The 25,515-nt window shown below is 64.2% G+C and carries 23 protein-coding genes; 13 read left to right on the forward strand and 10 right to left on the reverse strand.

Translation table 11 applies throughout. From position 1 onward, the window contains the following. Window positions 1-4: 4 nt before the first annotated feature. Genes JI664_RS13500 through JI664_RS13520 form a run of 5 tightly spaced genes read right to left on the reverse strand, consistent with a single transcriptional unit; the run spans window position 5 to window position 2,063 of the window. Window positions 5-721: a flagellar hook-basal body complex protein gene (locus tag JI664_RS13500; RefSeq protein WP_207014277.1), complete on the reverse strand. Its 717-nt coding sequence runs from the start codon at window positions 719-721 to the stop codon at window positions 5-7. 14 nt (window positions 722-735) lie between these two features. Then, a complete protein-coding gene (locus JI664_RS13505) occupies window positions 736-1,002 on the reverse strand; it encodes a flagellar biosynthetic protein FliQ (RefSeq protein ID WP_207014278.1) in 267 nt (88 codons plus the stop codon). 11 nt (window positions 1,003-1,013) lie between these two features. Then, on the reverse strand, window positions 1,014-1,301 hold the full coding sequence (gene fliE, locus JI664_RS13510; protein WP_207014279.1) for a flagellar hook-basal body complex protein FliE: 288 nt from the start codon (window positions 1,299-1,301) through the stop codon (window positions 1,014-1,016). Window positions 1,302-1,312: 11 nt separating this feature from the next. Continuing rightward, entirely contained in the window at window positions 1,313-1,714 is a 402-nt protein-coding gene (flgC, locus tag JI664_RS13515; protein ID WP_207014280.1) for a flagellar basal body rod protein FlgC, read from the reverse strand. 1 nt (window position 1,715) lies between these two features. Next, window positions 1,716-2,063: a FlgB family protein gene (locus JI664_RS13520; protein WP_207014281.1), complete on the reverse strand. Its 348-nt coding sequence runs from the start codon at window positions 2,061-2,063 to the stop codon at window positions 1,716-1,718. A gap of 101 nt (window positions 2,064-2,164) precedes the next feature. Between JI664_RS13520 and JI664_RS13525 the strand changes: the two genes are divergently transcribed. The 3 genes from JI664_RS13525 to JI664_RS13535 all read left to right on the forward strand — a co-directional run bounded on the left by JI664_RS13525 (window position 2,165) and on the right by JI664_RS13535 (window position 6,045). Next, window positions 2,165-3,475, forward strand: a complete 1,311-nt coding sequence (locus JI664_RS13525) for a FliI/YscN family ATPase (protein ID WP_207014282.1) — start codon at window positions 2,165-2,167, stop codon at window positions 3,473-3,475. 184 nt (window positions 3,476-3,659) lie between these two features. After that, the gene (locus JI664_RS13530; RefSeq protein ID WP_207014336.1) at window positions 3,660-4,754 is read left to right on the forward strand and encodes a carboxynorspermidine decarboxylase; all 1,095 of its coding nucleotides are present in this window, start codon (window positions 3,660-3,662) and stop codon (window positions 4,752-4,754) included. Between the two features lie 52 nt (window positions 4,755-4,806). Then, complete coding sequence (locus JI664_RS13535) at window positions 4,807-6,045, forward strand: saccharopine dehydrogenase family protein (RefSeq protein WP_207014283.1); 1,239 nt, start codon at window positions 4,807-4,809, stop codon at window positions 6,043-6,045. Window positions 6,046-6,192: 147 nt separating this feature from the next. Here JI664_RS13535 and JI664_RS13540 read toward each other — a convergent pair whose 3' ends face one another. The 3 genes from JI664_RS13540 to JI664_RS13550 form a co-directional block, all read right to left on the reverse strand. After that, complete coding sequence (locus JI664_RS13540) at window positions 6,193-7,008, reverse strand: NlpC/P60 family protein (RefSeq protein ID WP_207014284.1); 816 nt, start codon at window positions 7,006-7,008, stop codon at window positions 6,193-6,195. Further along, window positions 7,005-8,444, reverse strand: a complete 1,440-nt coding sequence (locus JI664_RS13545) for a leucyl aminopeptidase family protein (RefSeq protein ID WP_207014285.1) — start codon at window positions 8,442-8,444, stop codon at window positions 7,005-7,007. The genes JI664_RS13540 and JI664_RS13545 overlap by 4 nt, the downstream gene beginning before the upstream one ends. 170 nt (window positions 8,445-8,614) lie before the next feature. After that, the gene (locus JI664_RS13550; protein WP_207014286.1) at window positions 8,615-8,995 is read right to left on the reverse strand and encodes a hypothetical protein; all 381 of its coding nucleotides are present in this window, start codon (window positions 8,993-8,995) and stop codon (window positions 8,615-8,617) included. A 158-nt stretch (window positions 8,996-9,153) separates the two neighbouring features. Here JI664_RS13550 and JI664_RS13555 point away from each other — a divergent pair, with 158 nt between their 5' ends. The 4 genes from JI664_RS13555 (at window position 9,154) to JI664_RS13570 (ending at window position 15,090) form a co-directional block, all read left to right on the forward strand. Then, a complete protein-coding gene (locus tag JI664_RS13555) occupies window positions 9,154-9,807 on the forward strand; it encodes a carbonic anhydrase (protein WP_207014287.1) in 654 nt (217 codons plus the stop codon). A gap of 111 nt (window positions 9,808-9,918) precedes the next feature. Then, complete coding sequence (locus JI664_RS13560) at window positions 9,919-11,610, forward strand: SulP family inorganic anion transporter (protein WP_207014288.1); 1,692 nt, start codon at window positions 9,919-9,921, stop codon at window positions 11,608-11,610. Between the two features lie 221 nt (window positions 11,611-11,831). Continuing rightward, complete coding sequence (glf, locus tag JI664_RS13565) at window positions 11,832-12,983, forward strand: UDP-galactopyranose mutase (RefSeq protein ID WP_207014289.1); 1,152 nt, start codon at window positions 11,832-11,834, stop codon at window positions 12,981-12,983. A gap of 220 nt (window positions 12,984-13,203) precedes the next feature. After that, entirely contained in the window at window positions 13,204-15,090 is a 1,887-nt protein-coding gene (locus JI664_RS13570) for a polysaccharide biosynthesis protein (protein ID WP_207014290.1), read from the forward strand. A 30-nt stretch (window positions 15,091-15,120) separates the two neighbouring features. On the opposite strand, the gene JI664_RS13575 is transcribed toward JI664_RS13570, so the two are convergent. Further along, a complete protein-coding gene (locus JI664_RS13575) occupies window positions 15,121-17,751 on the reverse strand; it encodes a hypothetical protein (protein ID WP_207014291.1) in 2,631 nt (876 codons plus the stop codon). A gap of 213 nt (window positions 17,752-17,964) precedes the next feature. Here JI664_RS13575 and JI664_RS13580 point away from each other — a divergent pair, with 213 nt between their 5' ends. After that, window positions 17,965-19,011 carry a glycosyltransferase gene (locus tag JI664_RS13580; RefSeq protein ID WP_349768725.1) on the forward strand — a complete coding sequence of 349 codons (1,047 nt, stop codon included), beginning with the start codon at window positions 17,965-17,967 and terminating at the stop codon, window positions 19,009-19,011. 26 nt (window positions 19,012-19,037) lie between these two features. On the opposite strand, the gene JI664_RS13585 is transcribed toward JI664_RS13580, so the two are convergent. Further along, entirely contained in the window at window positions 19,038-19,865 is an 828-nt protein-coding gene (locus JI664_RS13585; protein WP_207014293.1) for an ABC transporter permease, read from the reverse strand. 201 nt (window positions 19,866-20,066) lie between these two features. Between JI664_RS13585 and JI664_RS13590 the strand changes: the two genes are divergently transcribed. Genes JI664_RS13590 through JI664_RS13610 form a run of 5 tightly spaced genes read left to right on the forward strand, consistent with a single transcriptional unit; the run spans window position 20,067 to window position 25,511 of the window. Then, window positions 20,067-21,200, forward strand: a complete 1,134-nt coding sequence (locus tag JI664_RS13590; RefSeq protein ID WP_207014294.1) for a sugar transporter — start codon at window positions 20,067-20,069, stop codon at window positions 21,198-21,200. A 13-nt stretch (window positions 21,201-21,213) separates the two neighbouring features. After that, window positions 21,214-21,867 carry an ABC transporter ATP-binding protein gene (locus JI664_RS13595; protein WP_207014295.1) on the forward strand — a complete coding sequence of 218 codons (654 nt, stop codon included), beginning with the start codon at window positions 21,214-21,216 and terminating at the stop codon, window positions 21,865-21,867. Window positions 21,868-21,883: 16 nt separating this feature from the next. Further along, complete coding sequence (locus JI664_RS13600) at window positions 21,884-23,008, forward strand: hypothetical protein (protein ID WP_207014296.1); 1,125 nt, start codon at window positions 21,884-21,886, stop codon at window positions 23,006-23,008. Continuing rightward, a complete protein-coding gene (locus tag JI664_RS13605; protein ID WP_207014297.1) occupies window positions 23,005-24,579 on the forward strand; it encodes a glycosyltransferase in 1,575 nt (524 codons plus the stop codon). The genes JI664_RS13600 and JI664_RS13605 overlap by 4 nt, the downstream gene beginning before the upstream one ends. Next, on the forward strand, window positions 24,576-25,511 hold the full coding sequence (locus tag JI664_RS13610) for a hypothetical protein (RefSeq protein ID WP_207014298.1): 936 nt from the start codon (window positions 24,576-24,578) through the stop codon (window positions 25,509-25,511). The genes JI664_RS13605 and JI664_RS13610 overlap by 4 nt, the downstream gene beginning before the upstream one ends. Window positions 25,512-25,515 lie beyond the last annotated feature (4 nt).

Consider the following 25,515-nt stretch of genomic DNA (forward strand, 5'->3'; position numbering starts at 1 on the left):
TCTCCTATCGGCCAAGGGTCTGGACCACGTTGCGGATGCGCTCATCCTCGCGGTCGAGGAATTTCTGTCCGGTCTCATAGGCGCGCTGGACCTGAATCATGCGGGCCATTTCCGAAATCGCGTTGACGTTCGATTCCTCAAGGAAACCCTGCAGGATCACCGGGGTCTCGACCGGCAGGACGTCGCCATCGATGCTGTGCAGCACGCCGGTCTCGCGCCGGAGATCCGAGACGTCGCCGGGCACCACGAGGCTGATCTGCGCCAGAGGCTGCCCGTCAGCCGAGATCGTCCCGTCGCGGGCGATGGCGATCTGACCAGCCTCGGGCGGGATGAAGATGGGTGCGCCGCCGATATCCAGAACCGGATGACCGTCGGGCGTCACCAGATCGCCCGCCTGATTGGGCGTGAAATGGCCCGCGCGGGTATACCGCTCGCCATCCGGGGTCTGAATGGTGAAGAAGCCCTCGCCCTCGATCCCCAGATCGAGCGTCCCGCCCGTCATCGTCATCGCGCCCTGCGTCAGATAGGTCTGATGCGCCCGCGCGGCGGCCATCGACAGCGATTCTTCGTCATGGTCGAGCGCGCTCACATATTCCGAGAACAACAGCCCCTCGCGCCGGAAGCCGGTGGTCGAGAGATTGGCAATGTTATGAGCGATCACCTGTATCTCGCGCAGAAGGCCCGACTGGCGCGTAAGCTGGGTATATCCGGCATTGTCCATGCGTGACCTCCCGGTCAGCCGCCTGCCACGATGGGCAGGATCTGGCGTTGAAAGAAATCCACCAGAAGCGCGGTCATCGCGCTCATCGAGACCCAGAAGACGACCAGCATGGCCAGAATCTTGGGCACGAAGGTGAGGGTCATTTCCTGAACCGAGGTCAGGGCCTGGAACAATCCGACGGCCAGCCCGGCGACCAGCGCCACGCCCAGAAGCGGGGCGGACATCGCCACGGCGACCCAAAGGCCCTGCCTGAGTATGTCGTAGAAACCGACTTCGCTCATCTCTGCCCCCGTCAGACCGGCATGCGCAGGATCTCGAGATACGCCTCGACGACCTTGTCGCGCACGGCCACGGCGGTTTCGACCGCAAGCTGCGCCTCGCTCAGCGCCGAGACCAGCGAGTGCGGATCGGCGTCCCCGGTCATCGCCTGCTGCGCGGTGGATTCGGCGCGTTGCAGAACCTGCGAGAAATCCTCGGCCGCGCGCCGGGCGCTGGCGCCGGGTCCCGAGGCTTCGTCGGGCTGGGTGGCGGGCCGCGCCGCACCGTAAGAGCGCGCGGCGATGGCGGCTGAAATATCCATCTGATTTCTCCTTATCTGCGCAGAAGCCCGATCAGGCTTTGCGACATTTGCCGCGCCTGATCGAACATCCTGAGGTTCGCCTCGTAGGAACGCTGCGCTTCGCGCGCGTCTGCGATTTCGACCATCAGATCGACATTCGATCCATCGTAATGGCCGGACTCATCGGCCAGGATATGGCCGGGGTCGTAGATGCGGGTGAGTTCCCCGCGATCAAGCTGAACGGGGCCGGGCCGCACGCCGCTTTCCTCGCCAAAGCCGTCGCCGGGCATGGCGGTCGGGCGGAAATCGACGAATTTGCGGTGGTAGCCCGGCGTGTCGGCATTGGCGATGTTTTCGGAAACATGCCGCAGCCGCTGGGCCTGAGCTTGCATGCCGGACGCGGACAGAGCGAGGGTATCGAACAGCGCGCTCATGTCACTTGCCCAGCGAGGCGCGCATCAGATCGCGCGACATCGAGTAGATACCAAGGGCCATTTCGTGCTGCTGACGGGCCTCGACCGCGCGCATCATCTCATATTCGACCGAGACCGTGTTGCCGTCCGGGGACACCGTGGCGGGGTTTTCGTCGAGCCGCAGCCGACCGCGATCGGCAAGCGAGCCATCAAGGCTGGCATCCCAGTAATCGGCAAATGGAATTGCGTCGCGAGAGCGATAGCCGGGCGTGTCGGCATTGGCGACGTTCTGCGAGATGGCCTGCTGGCGGCTCGCGGCGTGAGTGGCGTAAGCCTGCGCCATGCGCAGGACGTCCAGACTTTCGAACATGGGATTCTCCCGTTGCTGGCTTACACGAAGGATTAAGGGTGATTCCTTTAGAAACCGTAATCGAGCGTCACACCGGCGCCCGTTGCGCAAAGGAGCCGCCGATGTCGGTATTCGATCCCCTTCTGGCCGAGCTGGCCGCGATCCGTCCCATCCGCCATTTCGGTCGAGTCGAAGCCATGCACGCGACGACGCTGCTGGTCTCGGGCCTGTCGCAGCGCGCGCGGCTGGGCGACCGCGTGCGCGTGCTCGATACGCAAGGCACCCCCGTCGGTGGCGAGATCATCGGCCTCACCGCCAGCGGGGCCGAGATCCTGCCCGAAGACGCGACCGAGGGTCTGGCGATCGGTGATCGCGTCGAGCATATCGGCCGCAACATGATCGCCCCCGACGATCGTTGGATCGGCCGCGTCATCGACCCTTACGGTGAACCGCTCGATGGCAGACCGCTTGTGCGCGGCCCGACCCCGCGCAGCCTGCGCAGCGCACCGCCCTCTCCTGCGCGGCGCAAGCGGCTGGGCGGGCGGCTGTCGACCGGGCTCGACGCGTTCAACACGATGCTGCCTCTGGTACGCGGCCAGCGGGTCGGCCTGTTCGCGGGATCGGGCGTGGGCAAGACGATGCTTCTGGGCCAGCTTGCGCGCGGGATCGAATGCGACGTGGTGGTTCTGGCACTTGTGGGCGAGCGGGGCCGCGAATTGCGCGACTTCGTCGAGGATGTGCTGGGGACAGACGGGCTTGCGCGGTCGGTCGTGGTCAGCGCCACCTCGGACGAATCGCCGCTTGCCCGTCGCCGCGCCGCGCTGACCGCGATGAGCGTGGCCGAACATTTCCGCGATGCGGGCCAGCATGTGCTGTTGCTGTTCGATTCCGTCACCCGCTTTGCCGAGGCGCATCGCGAGATCGCCCTCGCCGCAGGCGAAAAGCCCTCGCTCAGGGGGTTTCCGCCCTCGACCGCGCATCAGATCATGGCACTGGCCGAACGCGCCGGACCGGGTGCGCCCGAAACGGGCGACATCACCGCGATCTTTACCGTGCTGGTCGCCGGATCGGACATGGACGAACCCGTCGCCGACATCCTGCGCGGGGTGCTCGACGGGCATGTGATCCTCGACCGCGCGATTGCCGAACGGGGCCGCTTTCCCGCCATTGACCTGATGCGCAGCGTCTCGCGCTCGCTGCCCGCCGCCGCCTCGCCCAGCGAAAATGCCCAGATCACCGAAGCCCGGCGCCTGATCGGCGCATGGGAAAGAGCCGAGATGATGGTGCAGGCGGGGCTTTATGCGCAGGGCTCGGACCCGTTGACCGACCGGGCGATCAAGCTGTGGCCCAAGCTCGACGCCTTCCTTGGCGGACAGGGCACGGCCTCGAATGCTGAAAGCTTCCGCAAGCTGAAAAAGGCGCTCGACGGCTGACCGGTCATGCAAGGGCGGTTACCCGAACCTTGTATTCCCGCCCATAAAAGCCATTTGTTTCTGCACGAGACTGGCGCTATCAGCAGCGTCGAACACGCGCGCCTGCGCCTCGACCTGTCGGGCCGAGCAAGGTAGCGTTGCGACTGACACGCCACACCCCGTGCCGACAGAAGGGCCCGAGATGCTGCAAACTCCCTATTACCTGATCGATAAATCGCGGCTCCTGCCGAACATGGAAAAGATCGCCTGGCTGCGCGAAGCGTCGGGCGCGAAATCGCTGCTGGCACTGAAATGCTTCGCGACATGGTCGGTTTTCGATTTCATGAGCGAGTACATGGACGGCACGACGTCGTCCTCGCTCTACGAGGTCCGGCTGGGACGCGAAAAATTCGGCAAGGAAACGCACGCCTATTCGGTGGCCTATGCCGACCATGAGATCGGCGAAGTGCTCGCGCATTCCGACAAGATCATCTTCAACACGATCGGTCAGCTCGAACGCTTCGAAACCCAGAGCGCGAACCATGTGCGCGGCCTGCGGGTCAATCCCGGCGTATCGACTTCGGGCTTCGACCTCGCCGATCCGGCACGCCCCTTCTCGCGGCTGGGCGAACATGACCCCGAAGAGATCGCCAAGGTGGCCGAAAAGATCTCGGGCTTCATGTTCCACAACAATTGCGAGAACGCGGATTTCGACCGCTTCGACAATATGCTCTCGCTGATCGAACAGCGCTTCGGACATCTGATCCGCGACATGGACTGGATCAGCCTCGGCGGCGGGATCCATTTCACCGGCGAGGGCTATCCGCTCGAACGTCTGGCCGACCGGCTCAAACGGTTCGCCGATACCAATGGCGTGCAGGTCTATCTGGAACCGGGCGAAGCCTCGATCACCAAGTCGACCACGCTTGAAGTGACGGTGCTCGACACGCTCTATAACGGCAAGAACCTCGCCATCGTCGACAGTTCGATCGAGGCGCATATGCTCGATCTGCTGATCTACCGCGAATCCGCCAAGATGGAGCCCAATGCGGGCGACCACGAATGGATGGTCTGCGGGAAATCCTGCCTCGCGGGCGACATTTTCGGCGAATTCCGCTTTCCGCAGCCACTGAAAGCGGGCGACCGGCTGTCGGTGCAGGACGCGGCCGGTTACACGATGGTCAAGAAAAACTGGTTCAACGGCGTGAAGATGCCCGCCATCGCCATCCGCGAGATGGACGGAACCATCCGCGAGGTGCGCGATTTCGGCTATGACGATTTCGCCGCCGCGCTGAGCTGAACGGGTCGAAACCCAAACAATGAAGCCAACCAACACGGAGGTGCAGGGGCGAATGAAACGCAATGTCCTGATCATCGGAGCCGGGGGCGTAGCCCAGGTCGTGGCGCATAAATGCGCACAGAACAACGACATTCTGGGCGACATCCATATCGCCAGCCGGACCCTTTCGAAATGCGAGGCCATCATCGCCTCGGTCCATGAGAAAGGCGCGATGAAGGTCGAGGGCGTTCTGAAAGCCCATGCCGTCAACGCCCGCAACTCGGACGAGGTCGCGGCGCTGATCCGCGAAACCGGCGTCGATATCGTCATCAACGTGGCGCAGGCCTTCGTGAACATGCCGGTGCTCGATGCCTGCCTCGAAACCGGCGTGGCCTATATGGACACCGCGATCCATGAAGAGCCGAACCTGATCTGCGAAACGCCGCCGTGGTACGGCAATTACGAATGGAAGCGGAAGGAAAAAGCCGCGCAGAAAGGCGTGACCGCGATCCTCGGCGTGGGCTTCGATCCGGGCGTGGTCAACGCCTATGCCCGCTACGGCATCGACACCTATCTCGACGAGGTCGCCTCGATCGACATCGTCGACATCAACGCGGGCTCGCACGGGCGCTGGTTCTCGACCAATTTCGACCCCGAGATCAATTTCCGCGAATTCACCGGCACCGTCTATAGCTGGCAGAACGGTGCGTGGCAGTCGAACACGATGTTCGAAGTGGGCAAGGAATGGGACCTGCCGGTCGTGGGCCTGCAGAAAGCCTACATGACCGGCCATGACGAGGTGCATTCGCTGGCCACCAATTACCCGCAGGCGGATGTGCGCTTCTGGATGGGCTTCGGCGACCATTACATCAACGTCTTCACGGTGCTGAAGAATCTGGGCCTCTTGTCGGAAAAACCCGTGACCACCGCCGAGGGGCTCGAAGTGATCCCGCTCAAAGTGGTGAAAGCCGTGCTGCCCGACCCCTCTTCACTGGCGCCCGATTACGTCGGCAAGACCTGCATCGGCACGGTGGTGAAGGGCACCAAGAACGGCAAGGAGACCGAGGTCTTCGTCTACAACGTGGCCGATCACAAGGATGCCTATAACGAAGTCGGCAGTCAGGGCATCAGCTACACCGCCGGCGTGCCGCCCGTGGCCGCGGCGATGCTGATCGCAGACGGCACATGGGACGTGGCGAAAATGGTGAACGTGGAAGAGCTGGACCCGAAGCCCTTCTTCGAGATCCTCGACCGGATCGGCCTGCCCACGCGGGTCAAGGACGCGTCGGGCGACCGGGCCTGGAACGCGTAACAGCCCGGGAAAAGGGGGGCATTGCCCCCCTCGCCTGCGGCTCACCCCCCAGGATATTTGAAGATCAAAGATGGGGCTTAAGACTTCGTTAAGCCCTTTCACTTTGCCTTAAATACTCACGGCGCGGCGCTCCCGCCCGCGACGCGCTCACCCAGCCGGGCGCAGGCAGCGCAGCACCGGCTCTTCGGCGCGGGCGATTACCGCGTCGAGGTCTTCCTCGGTCACCGCCATGTGGTGGGCATTGGCGTGGATGGTGCGGCCCGGGGCGCTGACAAGGGCCACATGGCCGGCCCAGAAGATCAGATCTCCCGCCTCCTCGGAGCCCGGGACGACATCAGCGCCCGCCATCTGGCTTTGAAGATCGCTGTCGCCCGCGCAATCGCGGCCAGCCGCGCGGAACGCGGCCTGCACGAGGCCCGAGCAATCGATGCCGCTGCGCGAATTGCCCCCCCAGAGATAGGGCGTGCCGAGAAAATCGCGCGCGACCGCCACAAGGTCGTCGCGCCAGTCGCCGATCGCGCGCAGGTGGCGCGCCGGGACGTAGCCATCGGGTGTCGACGCGAAGCGCCCGACATCGCCCGTCACGCGCAGCCGCGCGCCCATGCTCAGGCTCATGCGTTCGCCCCGCTTGATATCGGGGGCCGCGTAGAGATGCGTCGCGGGGGCTGCGACCCAATGGGTGACGGGCTGGTCTTCGCCCAGATCGCTTTCGAGCAGCCAGCCGCAATAGCCTTCGTCCTCATCGAAGCCGAAAGCGTGGCCGTCGCATTCGGTGATCGTGCAAAAGCGGGTCCCACGCAAAAGCTGACGGTCGCGCGCGCCGCCGGGCGTGTCGCGCAGATCCGAGAGCGGCGCGATCACGCGCTGCCAGCGGCCCGGGACGAACAGCACGCCGTCGAGCGCGCCGCGCAGGCTTTCATGCGCCACGCCGCCCGCGGCGCGCAGGTAGCGGCGGTCGGTCATGGCGCGTCCGCGTTGCGGGCGGTCGGGTCGATACCCGGGCCCAGCACCTCGGGCAAGGCACGCAGAAGCGCGCGCGCGCCCTGCCCCACACCGCCTTTCGGGCGCGCGGGTGCCGCGACGGGCTGCCAGCCATAGATGTCGAAATGCGCGAAGCGTTGCGCGCCTTCGGCAAAGCGGCGCAGGAACAGCGCGGCGGTGATCGACCCGGCCATGCCGCCGGACGGTGCGTTGTCGAGATCGGCAATGCCGGGCTCGATCAGGCTTTCATAGGGCGCGTGGAACGGCATGCGCCAGAGCGGATCGGCCTCACTCCGCGCGGCACGGGCAAGGGCATCGGCGAGCGGTTCGTCATCGGTATAGAAGGGCGGCAGGTCAGGCCCCAGCGCGACGCGCGCGGCGCCGGTCAGCGTTGCCATGCAGATCAGCGCGTCGGGCGCCTCTTCGCAGGCGAGCGCCAGAGCATCGGCAAGGACAAGACGGCCTTCGGCATCGGTATTGTTGACCTCGACCGTCCGGCCATTGCGCGCGGTCAGCACGTCGCCGGGCCGCATCGCGCTGCCCGAAATGGAATTCTCGACCGCCGGGATCAGCACGCGCAGCCGGACCTTCCAGCCCAGCGCCATGATCATCATCGCCAGCCCCAGAACCGTGGCGGCGCCGCCCATATCCTTTTTCATAAGCCCCATCGAGGCGCCCGGCTTGATGTTCAGCCCGCCGGTATCGAAACACACGCCCTTACCGACCAGCGTCAAGCTCGGCCCCTCATCGCCCCAGCGCAGATCGAGCAGCCGTGGCATCCGATCCGAGGCCCGGCCCACGGCGTGGATCAGCGGAAAATTCTCGACCAGCAGATCGTCGCCATAAGTGACCGAGACCTGCGCGTTGAAATCATCGGCAAGCGTGAGGACGGTGGTTTCCAGCTCTTCGGGGCCCAGCTGCGAGGCGGGGGTGTTGATCAGGTCGCGGGTCAGCCATTCGGCGGAAGCGAGCGTCTCAATCCGATGCGCGTCGATACCGGCCGGGGCCTTGAGCGCAGGCAGGGACAATTCCTCGGCCGGGCGGTGGCGGAAACGGTCGAAACTGTAGCCCGCGAGCAGCCATGCCAGCGCCTGCTCGGGCAGATCGGCATCGGGGATGCCCCCGGCAAGGTGATAGGTCCCGGCGGGCAGTTTCTGGCGCGCGGTGCCCAGCGCGAAGCGACCGCGCGCGCGTGCCGCGGCGCGGCCCATTCCGAACACCGCAAGATCCAGCCCGCCCGACGCGTCGGGCACGCAGATCGTTTCACCGGAATTGCCCTGAAAGCCCACCGAGGACAGCCAGGCGCGCACGCGTTCGGGCTGCCCGTCCAGCCAATCGGACAGGGTGTCTTTCGTCACGACATGCAGCGGAACGGATTGCTGGTCGTTCGACGCGAAGGCGGAGTGGTGTCTGCGCATGGATATTCCCGGTTTCGATACTCGCCACACCCTATGACGTAGGTCTCGGAAAGGGAAAGTCCGATTGACCGCGCGCGGCGGAAACAGGCCGCCCGGCGACAGGCCCCATGGACATGTCGCCTGTGACGTCGTTCTGAAGGCCGCTCACCCTGCCCGACGACAGAGATCGGTCACATCGACAGGCCGGGCACTTCCCAGACCATCGCCAGCGATCGATCACCGATGCGCACGAGCCGCTCCCAGATCGCGCGATACGCGACGAGGTCGCCATGGCGGGCCGAAATCCCCATATCGCGCGAAACCCGCGCGAGCGAGGTCAGCCCGATTTCCATGCTCAGCCGTGACACGCGCTGCGCCAGGTCGGGAATACCGGCAAGATTATCCGACCGGACCATCGTATCGACCTGGACCAGCAGGTCCGAGATCGCCTCGACGGTTTCCATGACACGGTTCTCGGCCCCACGGTGGCCCAGATTTTTAAAGACGGCATCCAAGGTGACCGTGTCGATGACGACACGCTCGCTTGGACGCAATTCGACAACTATAGTCACAATCGCACCCTTTCTGCCCCAGTCTATTTCCCTTGCACCCGCAGAAAGGATCTTTGATCCGAGCTAACAATTCGTTGCCCCGAGTGCGGGAAAGCTGCTCGATTTTCCTGCAAATTGAGCTTAGCACCGGATTGTGGTGGAATTAAGAGGAAACGCCGATGTCGAACGCCCGCAAATTGCCCGGATACCTGACCAACCGGTATCGTGGCTGGCGCGCTACGCATTTCGCCGAGAACAAGAGCTGGTTTCGCCATCTGGCTCAGGAAGGACAGCACCCGCGTTCCATGCTGATCGCCTGCTGCGACTCGCGCGTGCACGTGACCTCGATCTTCGGGGCCGATCCAGGCGAGTTCTTCATCCACCGAAACATCGCCAATCTGGTGCCGCCCTACACGCCCGACGGGCAGCAGCACGGCACCTCGGCGGCCGTGGAATATGCTGTAAGTGCACTGAAAGTTGCCCATCTGATCGTTGTCGGCCACTCGAATTGCGGCGGCGTGCGCGGGTGCCATGACATGTGCGCGGGCAACGCGCCCGAGCTGTCGGCAGAGTCGAGTTTCGTGGGCACATGGATGGAAATCCTGCGCCCGGGATACGAGGCCACCGACGGGATCAAGGACGAAGCCGAGCGCATCGCGGCGATGGAAAAAGAGGCCGTGAAGATCTCGCTGGCCAACCTGATGACCTTTCCCTTCGTACGCGAAGCGGTCGAGTCCGAGGCGCTGACCTTGCACGGATTGTGGCACAATATTGGCGAAGGCGGCCTCGACGCCTACGATCCGGAAACAGACGCCTTCGCACCGGTCGGCTGAGTCGCGCGACACAGGGCCGCGCCCTGTCTGCGCGGCCACGCGACCGCTGCCCTTGCAGTTTCCCGGAACGGCGCGCTAAATTCGCGCCGTTCCTTAATATTTGGCGGTCTCATGCCCTATTCAGACAGGCTCGTACCGGCCCTGTATCCCGTCCTTCGTGAGGGGTACTCGCTGACGCATCTCAAGCGCGACGCTCTGGCCGGGCTTACCGTGGCCATCGTCGCGCTGCCGCTGTCGATGGCGATCGCCATCGCCGCGGGCGGGACGCCGGCCATGGGGCTTTACACCGCGATCGTCGGCGGCTTCGTGATCTCGGCGCTTGGGGGGTCACGCTATCAGATCGGCGGACCGGCGGGCGCGTTCATCGTGCTGGTCGCGGCGACGGTGGCGCAGCACGGGATCGGCGGGATGTTTCTGGCAACGATTCTGGCCGGGATCATCATGGCGGCTCTGGGCCTGTTCCGGCTGGGCTCGTATATCCGTTTCATTCCCTATCCCGTCACCGTGGGCTTCACGACCGGCATCGGCACGATCATTTTCGCAAGCCAGCTCAAAGACTTGCTGGGGCTGACGCTGGACGGCCCGGAACCCGGCCCGATCCTTGAGAAACTGCCCGCCATCTGGCAGGCGCTGCCGACCGCCAATCCCGTCACCATCACGCTGGCCGCCGCGACCGTGGCGCTGATCCTCGGGCTCAAGCGGTTCGCGCCGCGCCTGCCAGAACTGCTGATCGCGGTGGCGGCGACGACCTTGGCGGCGGCTTTGCTCGATCTGGATACACCCACAATCGTGTCGACCTTCGGCGCGGTTCCGGCGATGCTGCCCGCGCCCTCTCTGCCGCCGATTTCGTGGGAACTGGTCGTTGCTGTCCTGCCCAATGCGGTGGGTTTCGCGCTGCTGGGCTCGATCGAGTCGCTGCTGTCGGCGGTGGTCGCGGACGGAATGAGCGGGCGCCGGCATTCCTCGAACATGGAGCTGATCGCGCAGGGCGCGGCGAATGTCGCCTCGGGGATGATGGGCGGCATGGTCGCCACCGGCACCATCGCCCGCACCGCCACCAATGTCCGCGCCAACGCGCATTCACCGGTCGCCGGGATGCTGCATGCAGTGTTCGTGCTGGCCTTCATGATGCTGGCGGCACCTTTGGTGGGGATGATCCCGCTGGCAGCGTTGGCGGGGGTGCTGGCGACGGTGGCGTGGAACATGATCGAACGCCATGCCATCGCCACGCTGATGCGCAGCTCGAAAGGCGATGCGGCGGTGCTGGCGGTGACGCTGTTGCTGACCGTGTTCCGCGACCTGACCGAAGCAATCGTCGTCGGCTTCGCGCTGGGATCGGTGCTGTTCATCCACCGCATGAGCAAAGCCGCCGACGTCGCCGCGCTGGAGGAAGACGAGGACGAAGCCGTCACCGCCGGACTGCGCCGCGACGACGAGATCCTCGTCTACCGGATCCGGGGGGCGTTTTTCTTCGGCGCGGCGGCCTCGGTCGGGGCGGTGCTGGAACGGATCGGCGACACCCATCGCGCGATGATCGTCGATTTCGCCGAAGCCGCGATGGTGGATTCCACCGCGATTCACACCATTGCCGGGCTTGTCACCATCGCCCGGAGGCGCGGCGTGCTGGTCGTGCTGACGGGCGGGGATGCCGAGTTGCAGGCCGGGCTTGAAGCGCACGCGCTCGACGCATCGACCGTCCCCCGCGCGCCCGATATCGAAGCAGGGATTGCGCTGGCCCGTGCGGAACTGGCGCGCGAGGACGGGAATGCGCCGATGCCCGCCACAGCACTGGGCGCGCATTGACGCTGGCGTTGACCTGCGCACGACCCCGCCCTATGCCTGCGCCCAACCGCGCCGGGCCGGTCTGACCGACCCGGCGCCCCTTTGGCTCAGGAGATGACATGCCCCGTTGCGCACCCCTCGGCGCCATCGTCCTTTGCGGACCGGCCCGGTAACAGGCGTTCTTCGTCCGGCCTGTCGGCCAAGTCACACCCAGTTTTTCAAACAAGGTAAGAGAGCACGGTTTGGGCAAGCAGATTCTGATCGTCGGCGCGGGATTGTCGGGCGCGGTGATCGGCCGCGAACTGGCCGAGGCGGGACATTCCGTGCGCATCGTCGAGGCGCGCGACCATATCGCCGGGAATTGCCATACCGAGCGCTGCGCCGAAACGGGCGTCATGGTGCATGTCTATGGCCCGCATATCTTCCATACCGACGATACCGAGGTCTGGGATTACGTGAACGCGCATATGCGCTTCCTGCCCTACAAGAACCGGGTCAAGGCGCAGAGCGGCGGGCGGGTCTTTTCGCTGCCAATCAACCTGTTGACGATCAACCAGTTTTTTGGCCAGACGCTGCGCCCGGCCGAAGCGCGCGCCTTTATCGAAGCGCAGGCCGATACCACGATCGAAGACCCGCAGACCTTCGAAGAGCAGGCGCTGCGCTTTGTCGGTCCCGCGCTTTATGAAGCGTTCTTCAAGGGCTACACGCAAAAGCAATGGGGCTGCCATCCGCGCGAATTGCCGGCGGCGATCCTCAAGCGCCTGCCCGTGCGCTTCAATTACGACGACGATTACTTCGCCCATCGCCATCAGGGCATGCCCGAGGGCGGCTATACCGAAATGGTGGCAAGCATACTCGACCATCCGGGCATCGAGGTCGCGTTGAACACGCCCTACAGCCCGTCGATGGCCGATGATGCCGAGCATGTCTTCTGGTCGGGGCCTCTGGACGCGTATTTCGGGCACGAGATGGGGCGGCTTGGCTATCGCACGCTGGATTTCGAGCGTTTCACCGAACAAGGCGATTATCAGGGCTGCGCGGTAATGAACTATTGCGACGCCGAAGTGCCCTTCACCCGGATCACCGAGCACAAGCATTTCGCACCTTGGGAAACGCATGACGGATCGGTCCTGTACCGCGAATTCTCGCGCGCCTGCGGGCCTGACGATATCCCCTATTACCCGATCCGGCAGGTCGAAGAGAAAACCCTGCTGCGCGACTACGTGGCGCGGGCCGAGGCGATGTTGGGCGTGACCTTCGTCGGGCGTCTGGGAACCTATCGCTATCTGGACATGGATGTCACGATCCGCGAGGCGCTCAACACCGCGCAGCGTTTCAAACAGGCTCGGGCCGAGGGCGCAGCCATGCCCGCCTTCGTCCAGGCCCCGCTGTAACGCAGCATCCCGACCGCACTCTTGCTGCACCGCAGCGACAAGAGATATGCGAAAATGCCACGGTATTGGGCAAAAGTCGGCTCAACCCTGACCATGTAGTCCAAAATATGATGCAATATCGGCCCTTTCATGCTCAAATAGGCGGGTTACGGCATCTGGCGCGCATCGGTTCGAGTCGCATGAGCAATCCCGTTTTGCCGCAGCTGCATTGAAGGTATTTATGCTGACCCGATTGACCACACTGTCCCGGCGGACCAAGCAATTGATCCTGCTCTGGCTGGACATCCTGTTGGTTCCCGCATCGCTTCTGGTGTCGATGGCGGTCTCGTCCAGCACGATCCCCTTCCTTCAGGAAATCCGCGCCGAGCTTCCGGCGATGATCCTGCTGTCGATCGCGGCGGGCTTCATCTCGGTCTCGCTGGGTCTGCCCCGTGTTCAGCTGAAATCCTACGAGCTTTCGGCGCTTGGCCGTTCGGCTGCGCTGGGGGGCATGCTGGCCGGGATGCTGGCGATGATGGTGCTGCTGGGTCAATCCAATGTCGAAGCCGGGACGCCCGTCATCCTTGCGCTGATCTATTCCGTCTTCTCGGCCACGTCGCGACTGGTGCTGCTGCAGATCCTGCTGGCCCTTTACCGCAAGAATGTCGATGAAACGCGCGTGCTGATCTACGGCGCGGGCAAGACCGGCATTCAGCTGGCCATGGCGCTGAAATCGACCGAAGATGTGCGGCTTCTGGGTTTTCTCGACGATAACAGCGTGCTGCATGGCATGACGGTGGCCGGTCAGACCGTCTACCCGGCCCAGCGGATCGAGGCGCTGATCCAGTCGCAGAATGTCGACAAGGTTCTTCTGGCCATGCCGTCGCTCAGCCAGCCCCGGCAGGCGCAGATCGCCCGGCGCGTCGCGAAGATGAAGGTCGAGGTTCAGACGCTTCCCTCTTTCGCGCAACTCATCGGACAGGAAGAGATCGTCGACAAGCTGGCGCCGGTGCTGCCCAATCAGGTTCTGGGCCGCAAGCATCTGAAGGATGCGCTGGATGGCGGCTGTACCGCCTATCGCGGACGCAGCGTGATGATTACCGGCGCGGGCGGCTCGATCGGCTCAGAGATTTGTCGTCAGATCCTCAGTTGCAAGCCCGAGCGGCTGGTGCTGCTGGAACTGACGGAATTCGCGCTGTTCTCGATTGACCGCGAATTGCGCGCGCTGGCCGAAGATACGGGCACCGAGATTGTGCCGATCCTGGGCTCGGTCACCGATGCCCGCCTTGTCGACGCGACGATCCGCGCGCAGGGCGTTCAGGTAATCCTGCATGCCGCCGCCTACAAGCATGTCCCGATGGTCGAAAAGAACCCGCTGGCCGGGATTTCGAACAACGTGTTCGGCACGCAGATCGTGGCGATGGCCGCGCTCGAAAACAAGATCGAGCGTTTCGTGCTGGTCTCGACCGACAAGGCGGTGCGCCCTCTGGGCGTAATGGGCGCAACCAAGCGGATGGCCGAGCTGATCGTCGGCGATTGCGCGCGGCGCTCGAAAGACACCGTGTTCGCGATGGTGCGCTTCGGCAATGTGCTGGGCTCTTCGGGCTCGGTCGTGCCGATCTTCTACGATCAGGTCAGCCGCGGCGGCCCCGTGACCGTCACTGATCCCGAGGTCACGCGCTATTTCATGACGATTCAGGAAGCCTGCCGTCTGGTCTTGTGGGCCGGCACGCTGTCCGAAGGCGGCGAGATTTTCGTTCTGGATATGGGCAAGCCCGTGAAGATCGTCGATCTGGCGCGGCAGGTCATCGAAGCGGCGGGTTACTCGGTTCAGGACAAGGACAATCCCGACGGCGATATCGAGGTCATCACCACCGGCCTGCGCGAAGGCGAGAAGCTGCATGAGGAACTGACCGTCAGCCCCCGCCTGTCGCAGACCGCGCATCCCAAGCTGAGCTGCGCGCGCGAGGAATTGCTGACCGAGTTCGAGATCATCCGCGCGCTGCAGGCCCTGCGCGGCGCGGTCGAAGTGGGCGAGGCCGATGCGGCAGTGGGCGAGATGATGCACTGGCTCAAGCGCGATCTCGACAACAATCTGCGGCTGGCCGAAAGCCTCGCCCAGCGCTGAACGGGCGCGAACAAGGGCTTTGCGGGCGGGTCAGAAGATCTCGATATGATCGGACAGGCCCGCCAGATCGTCATAGCCCGACAACACCACGACATTGCCGCCCACATCGGTGAAATCCAGCACCACGTTGCCGCTGTCATCGAGCGTCCCGAAACGCTCGACCACCTGCGCCGCGGTCAGGTCGCCAAGACTGAACCAGATCCAGTCATCCAGCCGGATGACATCGCCCTCGGTCGGATCGAAATCCATCACCCGGCCGGTATCGTGATCGCGGAAGAACTCGAACACATCGGCCCCCGCGCCGCCCCAATAGACATCGTATCCCGATCCGCCGCGCAGCGTGTCGTTGCCTGAACCGCCGTTCAGAATGTCGTTTCCGGCGCCGCCCGAGATCCAGTCATCGCCGCCTGCGCCCTCCATCGTGTCATTGCCATCGTGCCCCCAGACGACATCGTTGTCGCCGCCGGCATGCAGGCGGTCATGACCTTTCCCGCCGCGCAGCTGGTCGGCCCCGGCCCCGCCATCGGCGCGGTCATCGCCGTCGCCGAGCCACAGATTGTCATTCCCCGACCCGCCGAGCACCGTGTCGTTACCGACTGACGCAAAGATCAGGTCATTCCCGTCGCCCCCCACCAGCAGATCGTCGCCCGCCGCGCCATAGATCGTGTCGTTACCGGCATCGCCGTAGATCATGTCGTTGCCCAGACCGGCGCCGATCATGTCGTTGCCGTCACCGCCCCGTGCCACGTCATCGCCGGTGCCGCACCAGATCGTGTCATACCCAACCCCGCCCTGCGCGGTATCGTTGCCAGCAGAAAGGCCGATCATATTGCGCCCCGAGGTCACGTTGATGAAATCGTCCCCCGCCCCGCCAAAGAGCTGGTCATTCCCGGCCCCGCCATAGATCGTATCGTCGCCGTCATTGGCATAAACCTTGTCGCCGCCATCGCCCCCCGAGATCGAATCGTCGCCGGCGGCCCCGGCGATGACATCGTTGCCCGAACCGCCCAGCAGGGTGTTATTCCCCTCGATGCCACGCAGGGTGTCGTTGCCGGCCCCCCCGTCGATATAGTCGTGTCCGCTACCGCCGTTGATCTGGTCGTTTCCACCGCCGCCCAGAAGCGTGTCGTCACGCGCGCCGCCCCAGATCCGGTCGGCCCCGCCGCCGCCCTGCCGCCAGAATCCGGGATTCGAAGGCGTGTTGGTTTCCGGCGGCGTGAAGGGAAAATGGTCGCCCCATTCGAACCCCTCGGGAAAGATGTCTTCAAGACGCAGCGTCTGACCATCGGCGGAGTTGATGACGATCACCACGCCGCGATAGGAAATGATCGCACCCGTTGCGGTCGCGGTGAATTCAAGCTGCGACATGTCGCGCAGCATCGGCAGGTCCGACAGGTTCAGCCCGTCGCTTCCGGCCTGAAAATCTTCGATCGTGGTGGTTCCGCTGCCGTCACGGATCACGAAGACATCCGCCCCTGCCCCGCCACTCATCCGGGTGCCCGTCCCGCCGGAGACGAGGATATCGTCCCCGCCGCCGCCCAGCAGCGTATCGGTCTGGCCCATGGCCAGCAGGATGTCGTCGCGCTGCGTGCCGGTAAGGGTCTCGGCCGCCCATCCGCTTTCCAGCGTGCGTCCCAGACTGGCCAGATCCAGCGTGAATGTGGTGATCCCGGCTTCGTTCTGCGAGGCCACGAAGATGTAAAGCATGCCGCCATCGACCGTCATTTCAATCGAGGTGACATTGTGCATCGCGGTATCGGCATCGTCGCCCAGCGTCATCACCTCGACCAGTGAACCATCGGGCAGAAGGCTGAACACGGTGATTCCGTTATCGGCCCCGCCCGCGACGACGAATACCTGACCGCCGACCTCGATCACGTCCATCGCCTGCACGCCCTCGATCCGGAGCGCGCCGGTATCGACGACGTGATCGACGGGCTCAAGCTGCCCGGTTGCGGAAAGCTCCATCACCGAGATCGAGGACGTATTGGCCGAGGCCAGTACGACGAAGGTCCGCCCGCCCAAAGTGATCGTCTCCATCGCTGTCGGCGCGTCGATACCGAGCCCCAGCTCGGCGCCCATCGAGCCCACCTGCACCAGATCGCCGGTTGCCGGATCGACCTGATAGACCACGACATTGTTCGATTGCGCATTCGCCACGACGACGAAATCGCGCACACCGATGGTCACGCAATCCAGATCGACCACCTGATCGCCATCGAACCCGTTGGGGAAAATGCACCATGTACCGCCATCCATCATCACGATGGCTTGCAGAAATGCCTCGCTTCCCGCGTCGAAAGCCTCGCGCGCATCCGTCCAAGAGACGTTGTAGAGATAGCCAATATCGCCGTCGTTGCGCAGCCCATAGGCCATCAACCCGCTGCCACGTCCACCGATCAGCATTTCGGGACCGTCGGCGCCGTCATCGAGAAAGATCCGGTCCCCGACCACGCCGCGGATATTGGCGGGGTAGATGACCGTGGTGCTCAGCGAGAGATCGCCGTTGCCGCCGATCACGTAATCCGAAAGCCCGCCATTACGCCCGGTCGTGGCATAGAGATGCGTCACCCCGTCGATGACGGCGATCTCGAAATCCGTAATCCCCTGATCAAGCAGGGCGGTTCCCGTCTCGATGATGCCTTCCAAATGCAGCCGCATGGCCGAACCCTTTACAACGTCAGCGGGTAGCCTGAGCGAGTCGCATGGCGACGGCGGGCGCCCGAATGCGGCAAAAGAAGGGCAAACATGTTGGATTTTACGAGAAGAGCCGTCGTCGGCGTCTTCCCCTTGCCGTTTGACAATACCCCCCGCCTGCGCCTAGCTCTGCGCGGAGATCGGCGCCCGGGCGCCAGCATGGCGGGACAGCGACGCGTGACGATTTCAGACCCTGCGGGCTCGACCGCCCCCGACAGCCTTTCCGCGGAACAAGTCGCCGCCGGGCCGAATGGCCGGCTCGTCGCCGTGGTCGTGACCTTCCGGCGGCTCGATCAGCTCAAGATCACGCTGGGCGCGCTTCTCGCGCAGCCCGCGCGCGATCTCTCGGCCGTGCTGATCGTCGACAATGCCTCGAATGACGGAACAGCCGAGTGGCTTGCCGCGCAGGGCGATCCGCGTCTGGTCACGCTTGCCCTGCCCGAGAACCGGGGCGGCGCCGGCGGGTTCGAAGCCGGGATGCGCCACGCTGTCGAACATCTTGCGCCCGACTGGATCGTCGTGATGGACGACGACGCAAGGCCCGAGCCGGGTGCTTTCGCGGCGTTTCAGGCGCTCGATCTGGGCGGTTTCGACGGCTTCGCTGCCGCCGTGCGCCATCCCGATGGCACCCTGTGCGAAATGAACCGCCCGACCTTCAACCCGTTCTGGCACAAGAAAATCCTTGCCCGGACGCTCTTGGGCGGCGGGCGCGGCGCCTTCCATCTTGGCCCCGAGGATTTCGAAAGGCCGGGCCTGCGCCGGGTAGACGGCGCGTCCTTTGTCGGCTTCTTCGTGCGCGCCGGGACGGTTCGGTTGCGCGGCTATCCGGATCCGGCGCTGTTTCTTTACGGTGACGACGCGATCTACACGATGGAGCTGACCAAGGCCGGACACGCAATCGGCTTCGAACCCTCGGTCCGGTTCGAACATGACAGCAGCACCTATTCCAATGCCGACCCACGCATCCGGCCCTTGTGGAAGGTCTATTACTATCACCGCAACCTGCTGATCCTGTACCGGATCGCCACGGGCGTCTTCTTCGTGCCCGTGCTGATGCTCTACCTGCCGCGCTGGCTGCTCCGGCTGCGTCACCACAAGGGCGAGCGCGGCACGTTCTTGCGGCTGTTCGGCCTCGCGATCGCGGACGGGCTACGGCGCCGGACCGAGCGCTCGCATGCCGAGATCCTGCGCAGGGCTCAGGGGCGGGGCTCAGAGAAACGCTGAGGACCGGGCCGCTGACCGCTGACGGATCAGCGGTTCAGCAGATACAGGTAGTGCTTGCGCACCAGCATCAGCCCCAACACCATCGGGATCAGCGAGCAGGCCAGCACGAACGGGACCGAGATGTAACCGGGCGTATAGGTTGAATAGAACCCTTCGCGCATCAGGCCGGTAATGTGCAGAAGCGGATTGTACCACAGGATTTCTTGCGCGACCGACGGCAAGTCCTCGTACAGCAATATGACCCCGGATACGATCATCAGCGGCCCGGTCATGATGCCCCATATGTTCGACCAGATATCAACGCGCTCGAACAGGTAGCAATTCAGGGCGCCGATGCCGAAGGCCAGTGTCCAGGCCAGGATGTAGGCCAGGAAGATAGGCTTCCAATCCATGATCAGCGTCAGCCCCTCGGCCACAACGATTCCGCTCAGGATCAGGATGCTGACCACGGCATTCACGAAAATGTTCAGCAGGAACCGCGCCAGCAAAGCATGCGGCCACTCGACCCCCGGATAGCTGAGAAGTTTGTTGGAATAGCTCAGCGATTTGCCGACCATGTTCGAGGTACCCTTGAACGCCTGGAAGACCAGAATCCCGGTCCCTTTGAACAACAGAAAGCTGGTTCCCAGCGCGGGATTCCGCGCAAGCAGTGAAAACGCGAACCCAAGGACGATAATCTGCCCGAGCGGCTGCACGATGGCCCAGATGAAGCCACCCGGCGTCCGCCCGAAGCGAGTCGAGACCTCCCGCATGACCAAGGCAAGGATAACGCGCGAATCATGGTAGGATTGGCGGTGTTGCTTCAGCGGTGCCGGTGGTGCGGCGGGCAAATCCGGGTACGACCCAGCGCTCATCGAGCGGTCCTTTCACTGGTGTTTGCCCGCCGGACTATGTAGAAAACCGGCTGACAAGGCAAACAACACTTGGAGCGTTCCGTGGGCAGTAACAATCCCGGCCAGCAAGGGCCAAACGGGAGCTCTGACGCCGAACAGAGGGGCCGCAGGCGCGCCGCGCGCCGCGCTCAGCAAGGCGGCGGGGGCGCGGACGATACGTCGGTGCGGCCGGTTGTCGGTCGCGCCAAGATCCAGAGGCGCCACAGCGCCCTGTTCTTGTCATTGGTGCTGATCGTTTTCGCGCCGCTTCTGATCATCACCGTCTATCTGTATGTCTTCGCGCAGGACCAATACGCGTCGAATACCGGCTTCACCGTACGCAGCGACGAGACGAGCTCGGCTTCGGAACTGGTGGGCGGCCTCAGTTCGATGGTCGGCGGCAGCTCGTCATCCGACACCGATGTGCTCTATGCTTTCATCCACAGCCAGCAGATGGTCGAGCGCGCGCAGGAAGCGCTCGATATCCGCACGCATTATTCGCAGCACTGGAGCACCGATCCGGTCTACTCGATCTGGCCCGACGCCACGATCGAGGATCTGCTGTGGTTCTGGCAACGCGTTGTCATTGTGTCCTATGATCAAAGCTCGGGCCTGATGGACGTGCAGGTGCGCGCGCATACCGCCGAGTTCGCCCAGCAGGTGGCCGAGGAAATCGTCGCCGAGAGCGAGGCGATGATCAACGCGCTCAACGCCCAGTCGCGCCGCGACAGCATCGCCAACGCCCAGCAGGATCTCGAAGGGGCGCTTGAGCGGCTGCGCAGCGCGCGCGAAGAACTGGCGACCTTCCGGGCGCGCACGCAGATCGTCGATCCGCAGGCGGATATTGCCGGCAGAATGGGGGTAATCAACGGTCTGCAATCCACGCTGGCCGAGGCGCTGGTCGAATACGACCTGCTTTTGCAGACCACCGCCGAGAACGATCCCCGCGTCCGTCAGGCCGAGCGCCGGATCGAAGTGATACGCGAGCGGATATCGGAAGAGCGCCGCAACTTCGCCACGCAGGATGTAACGGTCTTCGATACCGATTATCCGCGCCTGATCGCGCAGTTCGAAGCGCTGATGGTCAATCAGGAATTCGCCGAGCGCACCTATACCGCCGCGCTGGAAGCGTTGGATGTCGCGCGCTCGAATGCCGATCGTCAGAGCTTGTATCTGGCCACCTATGTCCGCCCGACGCTGGCGCAGCGCGCGGAATACCCGCAGCGCCGCACCCTTATTCCGCTTTACGGGTTCTTCCTGCTGCTGGCCTGGGGGGCTTTTGCGCTGGTCTTCTACAGCCTTCGGGACCGCGGCTGACGCGAGACGCACGATGATCCAGTTCGAGAATCTGACCAAGGGTTTCTGGATTCGCCGGCAATATCACCCGGTGATCCGCAACCTGAACCTGACCCTGCCCAGCGGCAAGTCGCTGGCCCTGCTGGGCGGTAACGGTGCGGGAAAATCGACCCTGCTGGAGATGATCGCAGGAACCATGGCCCCGGATCGCGGACGCATCATCAGCGACGGCACGATCTCGTGGCCGGTCGGATTCGGCGGCAGCTTTCACCGCGATCTGACCGGCGCACAGAACACCCGGTTCCTGGCCCGTGTCTATGGCGTCGACACCGAGGAACTGGCTGATTTCGTTCAGGATTTCTCAGAGATCGGCAAACACTTCTACATGCCGGTCCGCACCTATTCCTCAGGCATGCGCTCGAGGCTGACATTCGGCATCTCAATGGGCATCCATTTCGACACCTATCTGGTGGATGAAGTGACCGCGGTCGGCGACCAGCGTTTCAAACGCAAGAGCCAGCGGCTGTTCCGGGACCGGATGCAGCGTTCCAGTGCGATCCTCGTCAATCACAACCTCAACGAACTTCGCGACTTTTGCGACGCCGCGCTGGTGTTGCACGAAGGCCGTTTGCGGTATTTCGAGGATCTCGCCGAAGCCGTCAAACACCACGAGCGTCTGCTCGCCTGAGTTTCTGGAGCCATTGTTGGTACGATTCTTCGATAAGAAGCCACCGGAAATCATTTTCCACATCGGTCACTTCAAGACCGGGACAACGGCGCTTCAAGTTTTTTTTCAGGCCAATCGCGACCGGCTGGCCCGGCAAGGGCTGGTCTATGCGCGAACGCATGAAAAGCTCGCCAAGCACTCGCCGCTGGCGCATGTCCTCTACCAAGAGGCTGGCGTGGAAACGCTGCTCTACAATTTCCGCGCCCCCGCCCCGGCGCGCGAGATGTGGCAAGCGCTGTTCGACGAGGCGCTGGCGCTCAAAGGCGGGCAGTCGCTTCTGGTCAGCAGCGAGGAATTCATGCGGCTGGGCGCGCATCCCGGCGCCGAAGCGGCGCTGCGCGCGCTGATCGACACGGTCCGCGACCGGCTGCGCTTTCGCGTCGTGTGTTATCTGCGCGCGCCTCAAAGCCATCTGGAAAGCTGGTACAATCAGCTCATCAAGATCGGCTTCGACGTGCCCGGCTTCGATGCCGCGGTCGAGCAGGTCATGGAGCCGATCCACTGGGATTACGCGCAGGCCCTGCGCCCGTGGATCGACCTGTTCGGCGCCGATGCGGTCATCGTGCGCGGTTTCACCTCGGCGCTGCGGCGCGACGATGCGATGTACCGCGATTTCCTTGGCGCGATCGGGCAGAGTTTTCCCGCCCGCGCCAAGACGCCGGATGCCGACCCGAACCCACGGCTTGCCGACAAGCTTCTGCCGATCAAGCGCGGCATGCAGCATGTCGCCGCGCGGCGCTGGGTCAAGACGACGATGATGCAAGAGGTGAACACCGCGCTCGACGCCGAAACGCAGGCGCCATCTTGGGCCGAACCGCGCGAGGCGCTGTCGTTCGACGACGTGCGGACGCGGGCGCTGAGCGGGCTCGACACGCTTGCAGCCCTGCCCGGCGCGGCGCTCGACCTTGACGCCATGCGCGCCGACCTGCCCCGCCCGCAGGACCCGGCGCGGCGCGAGACGGCCGAGATGTTCGCGGTCCTCTCTGCCGAAATCGCGCGCCTGCGCGAGCGGCTGGCGATGCAGGGGCAGCGCATCAAGACGCTGGAAGCGCAGCTGGGCGAGTCGCAGCCATCAGCCCCGCGCAAGGACAGGTCCCAATGAGAATCCTGTATTACAACTGGGCGGATTACATGGACCGCGAGCGGCGCGGCGGCGGCGTCAGCGTCTATCAGCGCAATGTCATCAACGGCATGGCGGCGCAGGACGATATTGAAACGGCGTTCCTGTCGTCGGGCCTGTCGCATGAATTCCTGCGCCGCAAGCCGCATGTGATCACCGAAGACGGCGGCGCAAGCCCGCGCTACACGCTGGTCAATTCGGGCCTGCTGGCGCCCTCGCATGCCGATTTCGGCGGCCATGCGCAGCTGGACGATCCCGCGACCGAGGCCGCTTTTGCCGACTTCGTCGAGCGGACCGGCCCGTGGGACGTCATCCATTTCAACAATCTCGAAGGCCTGCCCGCCAATGTGCTGAACCTCAAGCGGCGCTGGCCCGAGACGAAATTCGTGCTGTCGCTACACAATTACTACCCGTTCTGTCCGCAGGTGAACCTGTGGTACGCCGAGCGCGAGCATTGCGACGATTTCCATGGCGGAACGAGCTGCACGCGCTGTCTTGCCGCACAGCCCGAGCCGCGCTCGATCCGCACGGCCTATGCCATCGCCTGGACCTTCGCGCGCACCGGGCTTGGCCCCGGGACATGGTTCTACGACCGGGTGTTCCGCCCGTCGATGCGGATGGCGTGGCGCAGCCTGCGCAGCCTCATGAACGTCCGCCGGCGGCGGCGCATGGCCGAGCCCGTGCGTCTTGTCGCAGCCGGGGCCGGCGCGGGGGCCAGCGCCCAGCCCCTGCAGGGCGGCAACGTGCCCACCGTGATCCCCGCCGCGAGCGACGAGCAGGCCCGCATTCACCCCACCCCCAGCAGCGCGACCCCGGCCGAGGCCTTTGCCCGCCGCCGCGCGCGCTTCGTCAGCCTGATCAACGCGCATTGCGACAGCGTGCTGTGCGTATCGGACCGCGTGCGCCAGATCGCCCTGCATCACGGTATCCATGCCTCGAAGCTGCAGACCAGCTATATCGGCTCGGCCGAGGCGGGCGAATGGCACTATACCCGTCCGCGCACCACCTTCCTGCATGAAGACGGCACGCTGCGGATCGCCTATCTGGGCTATATGCGCCGCGACAAGGGCTATCACTTCCTGATGCGCGCGCTGGCCGCGCTGCCCGCCGAACAGGCCCGGCGCGTGCGGCTGAAGCTGGCCGCGCTGCCCGGCGACAGTGAGGCGATGAATCTTCTGTCCGGCGTGCGCGGGCATCTGGCCGAGGTCACGCATATCCCCGGCTATTCGCATGACGACCTGAAGACGATGCTGGCCGATGTCGATCTGGGCGTGGTACCGGTGGTGTGGGAGGACAACCTTCCGCAGGTCGCCATCGAGATGCATTCGCGGCACATTCCGCTCATCACCTCGGACCGGGGCGGCGCGCAGGAACTGGGGCGCTGCAACGATCTGGTGTTCCGCGCCGACAGTATCGATGCGTTCCATCGCGTCCTGTCGCGCCTTCTGGACGGCAGTGTGACGCCGGCCAATTACTGGGCGAATGCCATCGCCCCTGTCAGCGTCCAGAGCCATATCGAAGAGCTTCTGCAGATTTACCGGGAAACGCCATGAAAGCCGTCATTCACATCGGAACGCAGAAGACCGGCACGACGACGATCCAGTCGTTTCTGGCGCTGAACCGTCCGGCCCTGTCGTCTCAGGGTCTGCGCTTCGAGCCCTTCACGCCGCGCAACCCCGCCCAGATGGAGCTGGGCCTGACCGCCATCGTCCGCTCGGGCGGCGAGCTGGAAGCGGCAAACAAGCTCTACGCCATGGGCGTCAAGGGCCGCGCCAGTCAGGAGGCCTATGTCGACCGGTTCGAGGCGATGTTGCGCGAGGGCGTGAAAACGTGGCCCGAGCATACATATCTGGCCTCGAGCGAGCAGATCCATGCCTGGTGCCACACGCTCGACCGGATGCAGGCGCTGCACGACACGCTGAACCGCCATTTCGAAAGCGTACGCTACATCGTTTACTATCGCCCGCAGGACGAGTTCATGCTCTCGACCTATTCCGAAGCGATCAAGCGCGGCGAGTTCCAGACACTCGATCAGCATATCGACACGATGCTGCCGAAGATGAATTTCTTCCGCCGCGCCAAGATGTGGGCCTCGGTCGTGGGACAGGAAAACCTGACCGTCCGGCTGTTCGACCGGGGCGTGATGAAGAACGGCGATCTGCTGGACGATTTCTGCGCAGTGGCAGGGATCGACCGCGGCCCGCTGGAAGATCCGCCCTATCTGAACCAGTCGCTCAGCGCCGAAGAGGTCGATCTGGCGATGCAGATCGGGAAATGGACGCCCTCACGGCTGAAAAGCGGCGGGCCCAACCCGCTGTTTCACGCCGCGATGGTGCTGAAGCGGCGCGGGCTCAAGCAGCCGGGGTCGAAACTGGTTCTCAGCGACGAACAGCGCGACCGCATCCGAGCCGCCCACGCGGAAAGCAACGAACGCCTGCGCGCGCAGTTCTTCCCGGATAGCGAGCGGCTTTTCACCAAGTTCTGAGCCC

This window comes from Rhodobacter sp. NTK016B, assembly GCF_017303295.1.
GTDB lineage: Bacteria > Pseudomonadota > Alphaproteobacteria > Rhodobacterales > Rhodobacteraceae > Pararhodobacter.

Bases quoted from the DNA above. Each gene is read 5' to 3' on its own strand.
- JI664_RS13500 (WP_207014277.1), bottom strand. From the start codon at position 721: ATGGACAATGCCGGATATACCCAGCTTACGCGCCAGTCGGGCCTTCTG.
- JI664_RS13505 (WP_207014278.1), bottom strand. From the start codon at position 1,002: ATGAGCGAAGTCGGTTTCTACGACATACTCAGGCAGGGCCTTTGGGTC.
- fliE (WP_207014279.1), bottom strand. From the start codon at position 1,301: ATGGATATTTCAGCCGCCATCGCCGCGCGCTCTTACGGTGCGGCGCGG.
- flgC (WP_207014280.1), bottom strand. From the start codon at position 1,714: ATGAGCGCGCTGTTCGATACCCTCGCTCTGTCCGCGTCCGGCATGCAA.
- JI664_RS13520 (WP_207014281.1), bottom strand. From the start codon at position 2,063: ATGTTCGAAAGTCTGGACGTCCTGCGCATGGCGCAGGCTTACGCCACT.
- JI664_RS13525 (WP_207014282.1), top strand. From the start codon at position 2,165: ATGTCGGTATTCGATCCCCTTCTGGCCGAGCTGGCCGCGATCCGTCCC.
- JI664_RS13535 (WP_207014283.1), top strand. From the start codon at position 4,807: ATGAAACGCAATGTCCTGATCATCGGAGCCGGGGGCGTAGCCCAGGTC.
- JI664_RS13540 (WP_207014284.1), bottom strand. From the start codon at position 7,008: ATGACCGACCGCCGCTACCTGCGCGCCGCGGGCGGCGTGGCGCATGAA.
- JI664_RS13545 (WP_207014285.1), bottom strand. From the start codon at position 8,444: ATGCGCAGACACCACTCCGCCTTCGCGTCGAACGACCAGCAATCCGTT.
- JI664_RS13555 (WP_207014287.1), top strand. From the start codon at position 9,154: ATGTCGAACGCCCGCAAATTGCCCGGATACCTGACCAACCGGTATCGT.
- JI664_RS13560 (WP_207014288.1), top strand. From the start codon at position 9,919: ATGCCCTATTCAGACAGGCTCGTACCGGCCCTGTATCCCGTCCTTCGT.
- JI664_RS13570 (WP_207014290.1), top strand. From the start codon at position 13,204: ATGCTGACCCGATTGACCACACTGTCCCGGCGGACCAAGCAATTGATC.
- JI664_RS13575 (WP_207014291.1), bottom strand. From the start codon at position 17,751: ATGCGGCTGCATTTGGAAGGCATCATCGAGACGGGAACCGCCCTGCTT.
- JI664_RS13585 (WP_207014293.1), bottom strand. From the start codon at position 19,865: ATGAGCGCTGGGTCGTACCCGGATTTGCCCGCCGCACCACCGGCACCG.
- JI664_RS13595 (WP_207014295.1), top strand. From the start codon at position 21,214: ATGATCCAGTTCGAGAATCTGACCAAGGGTTTCTGGATTCGCCGGCAA.
- JI664_RS13605 (WP_207014297.1), top strand. From the start codon at position 23,005: ATGAGAATCCTGTATTACAACTGGGCGGATTACATGGACCGCGAGCGG.
- JI664_RS13610 (WP_207014298.1), top strand. From the start codon at position 24,576: ATGAAAGCCGTCATTCACATCGGAACGCAGAAGACCGGCACGACGACG.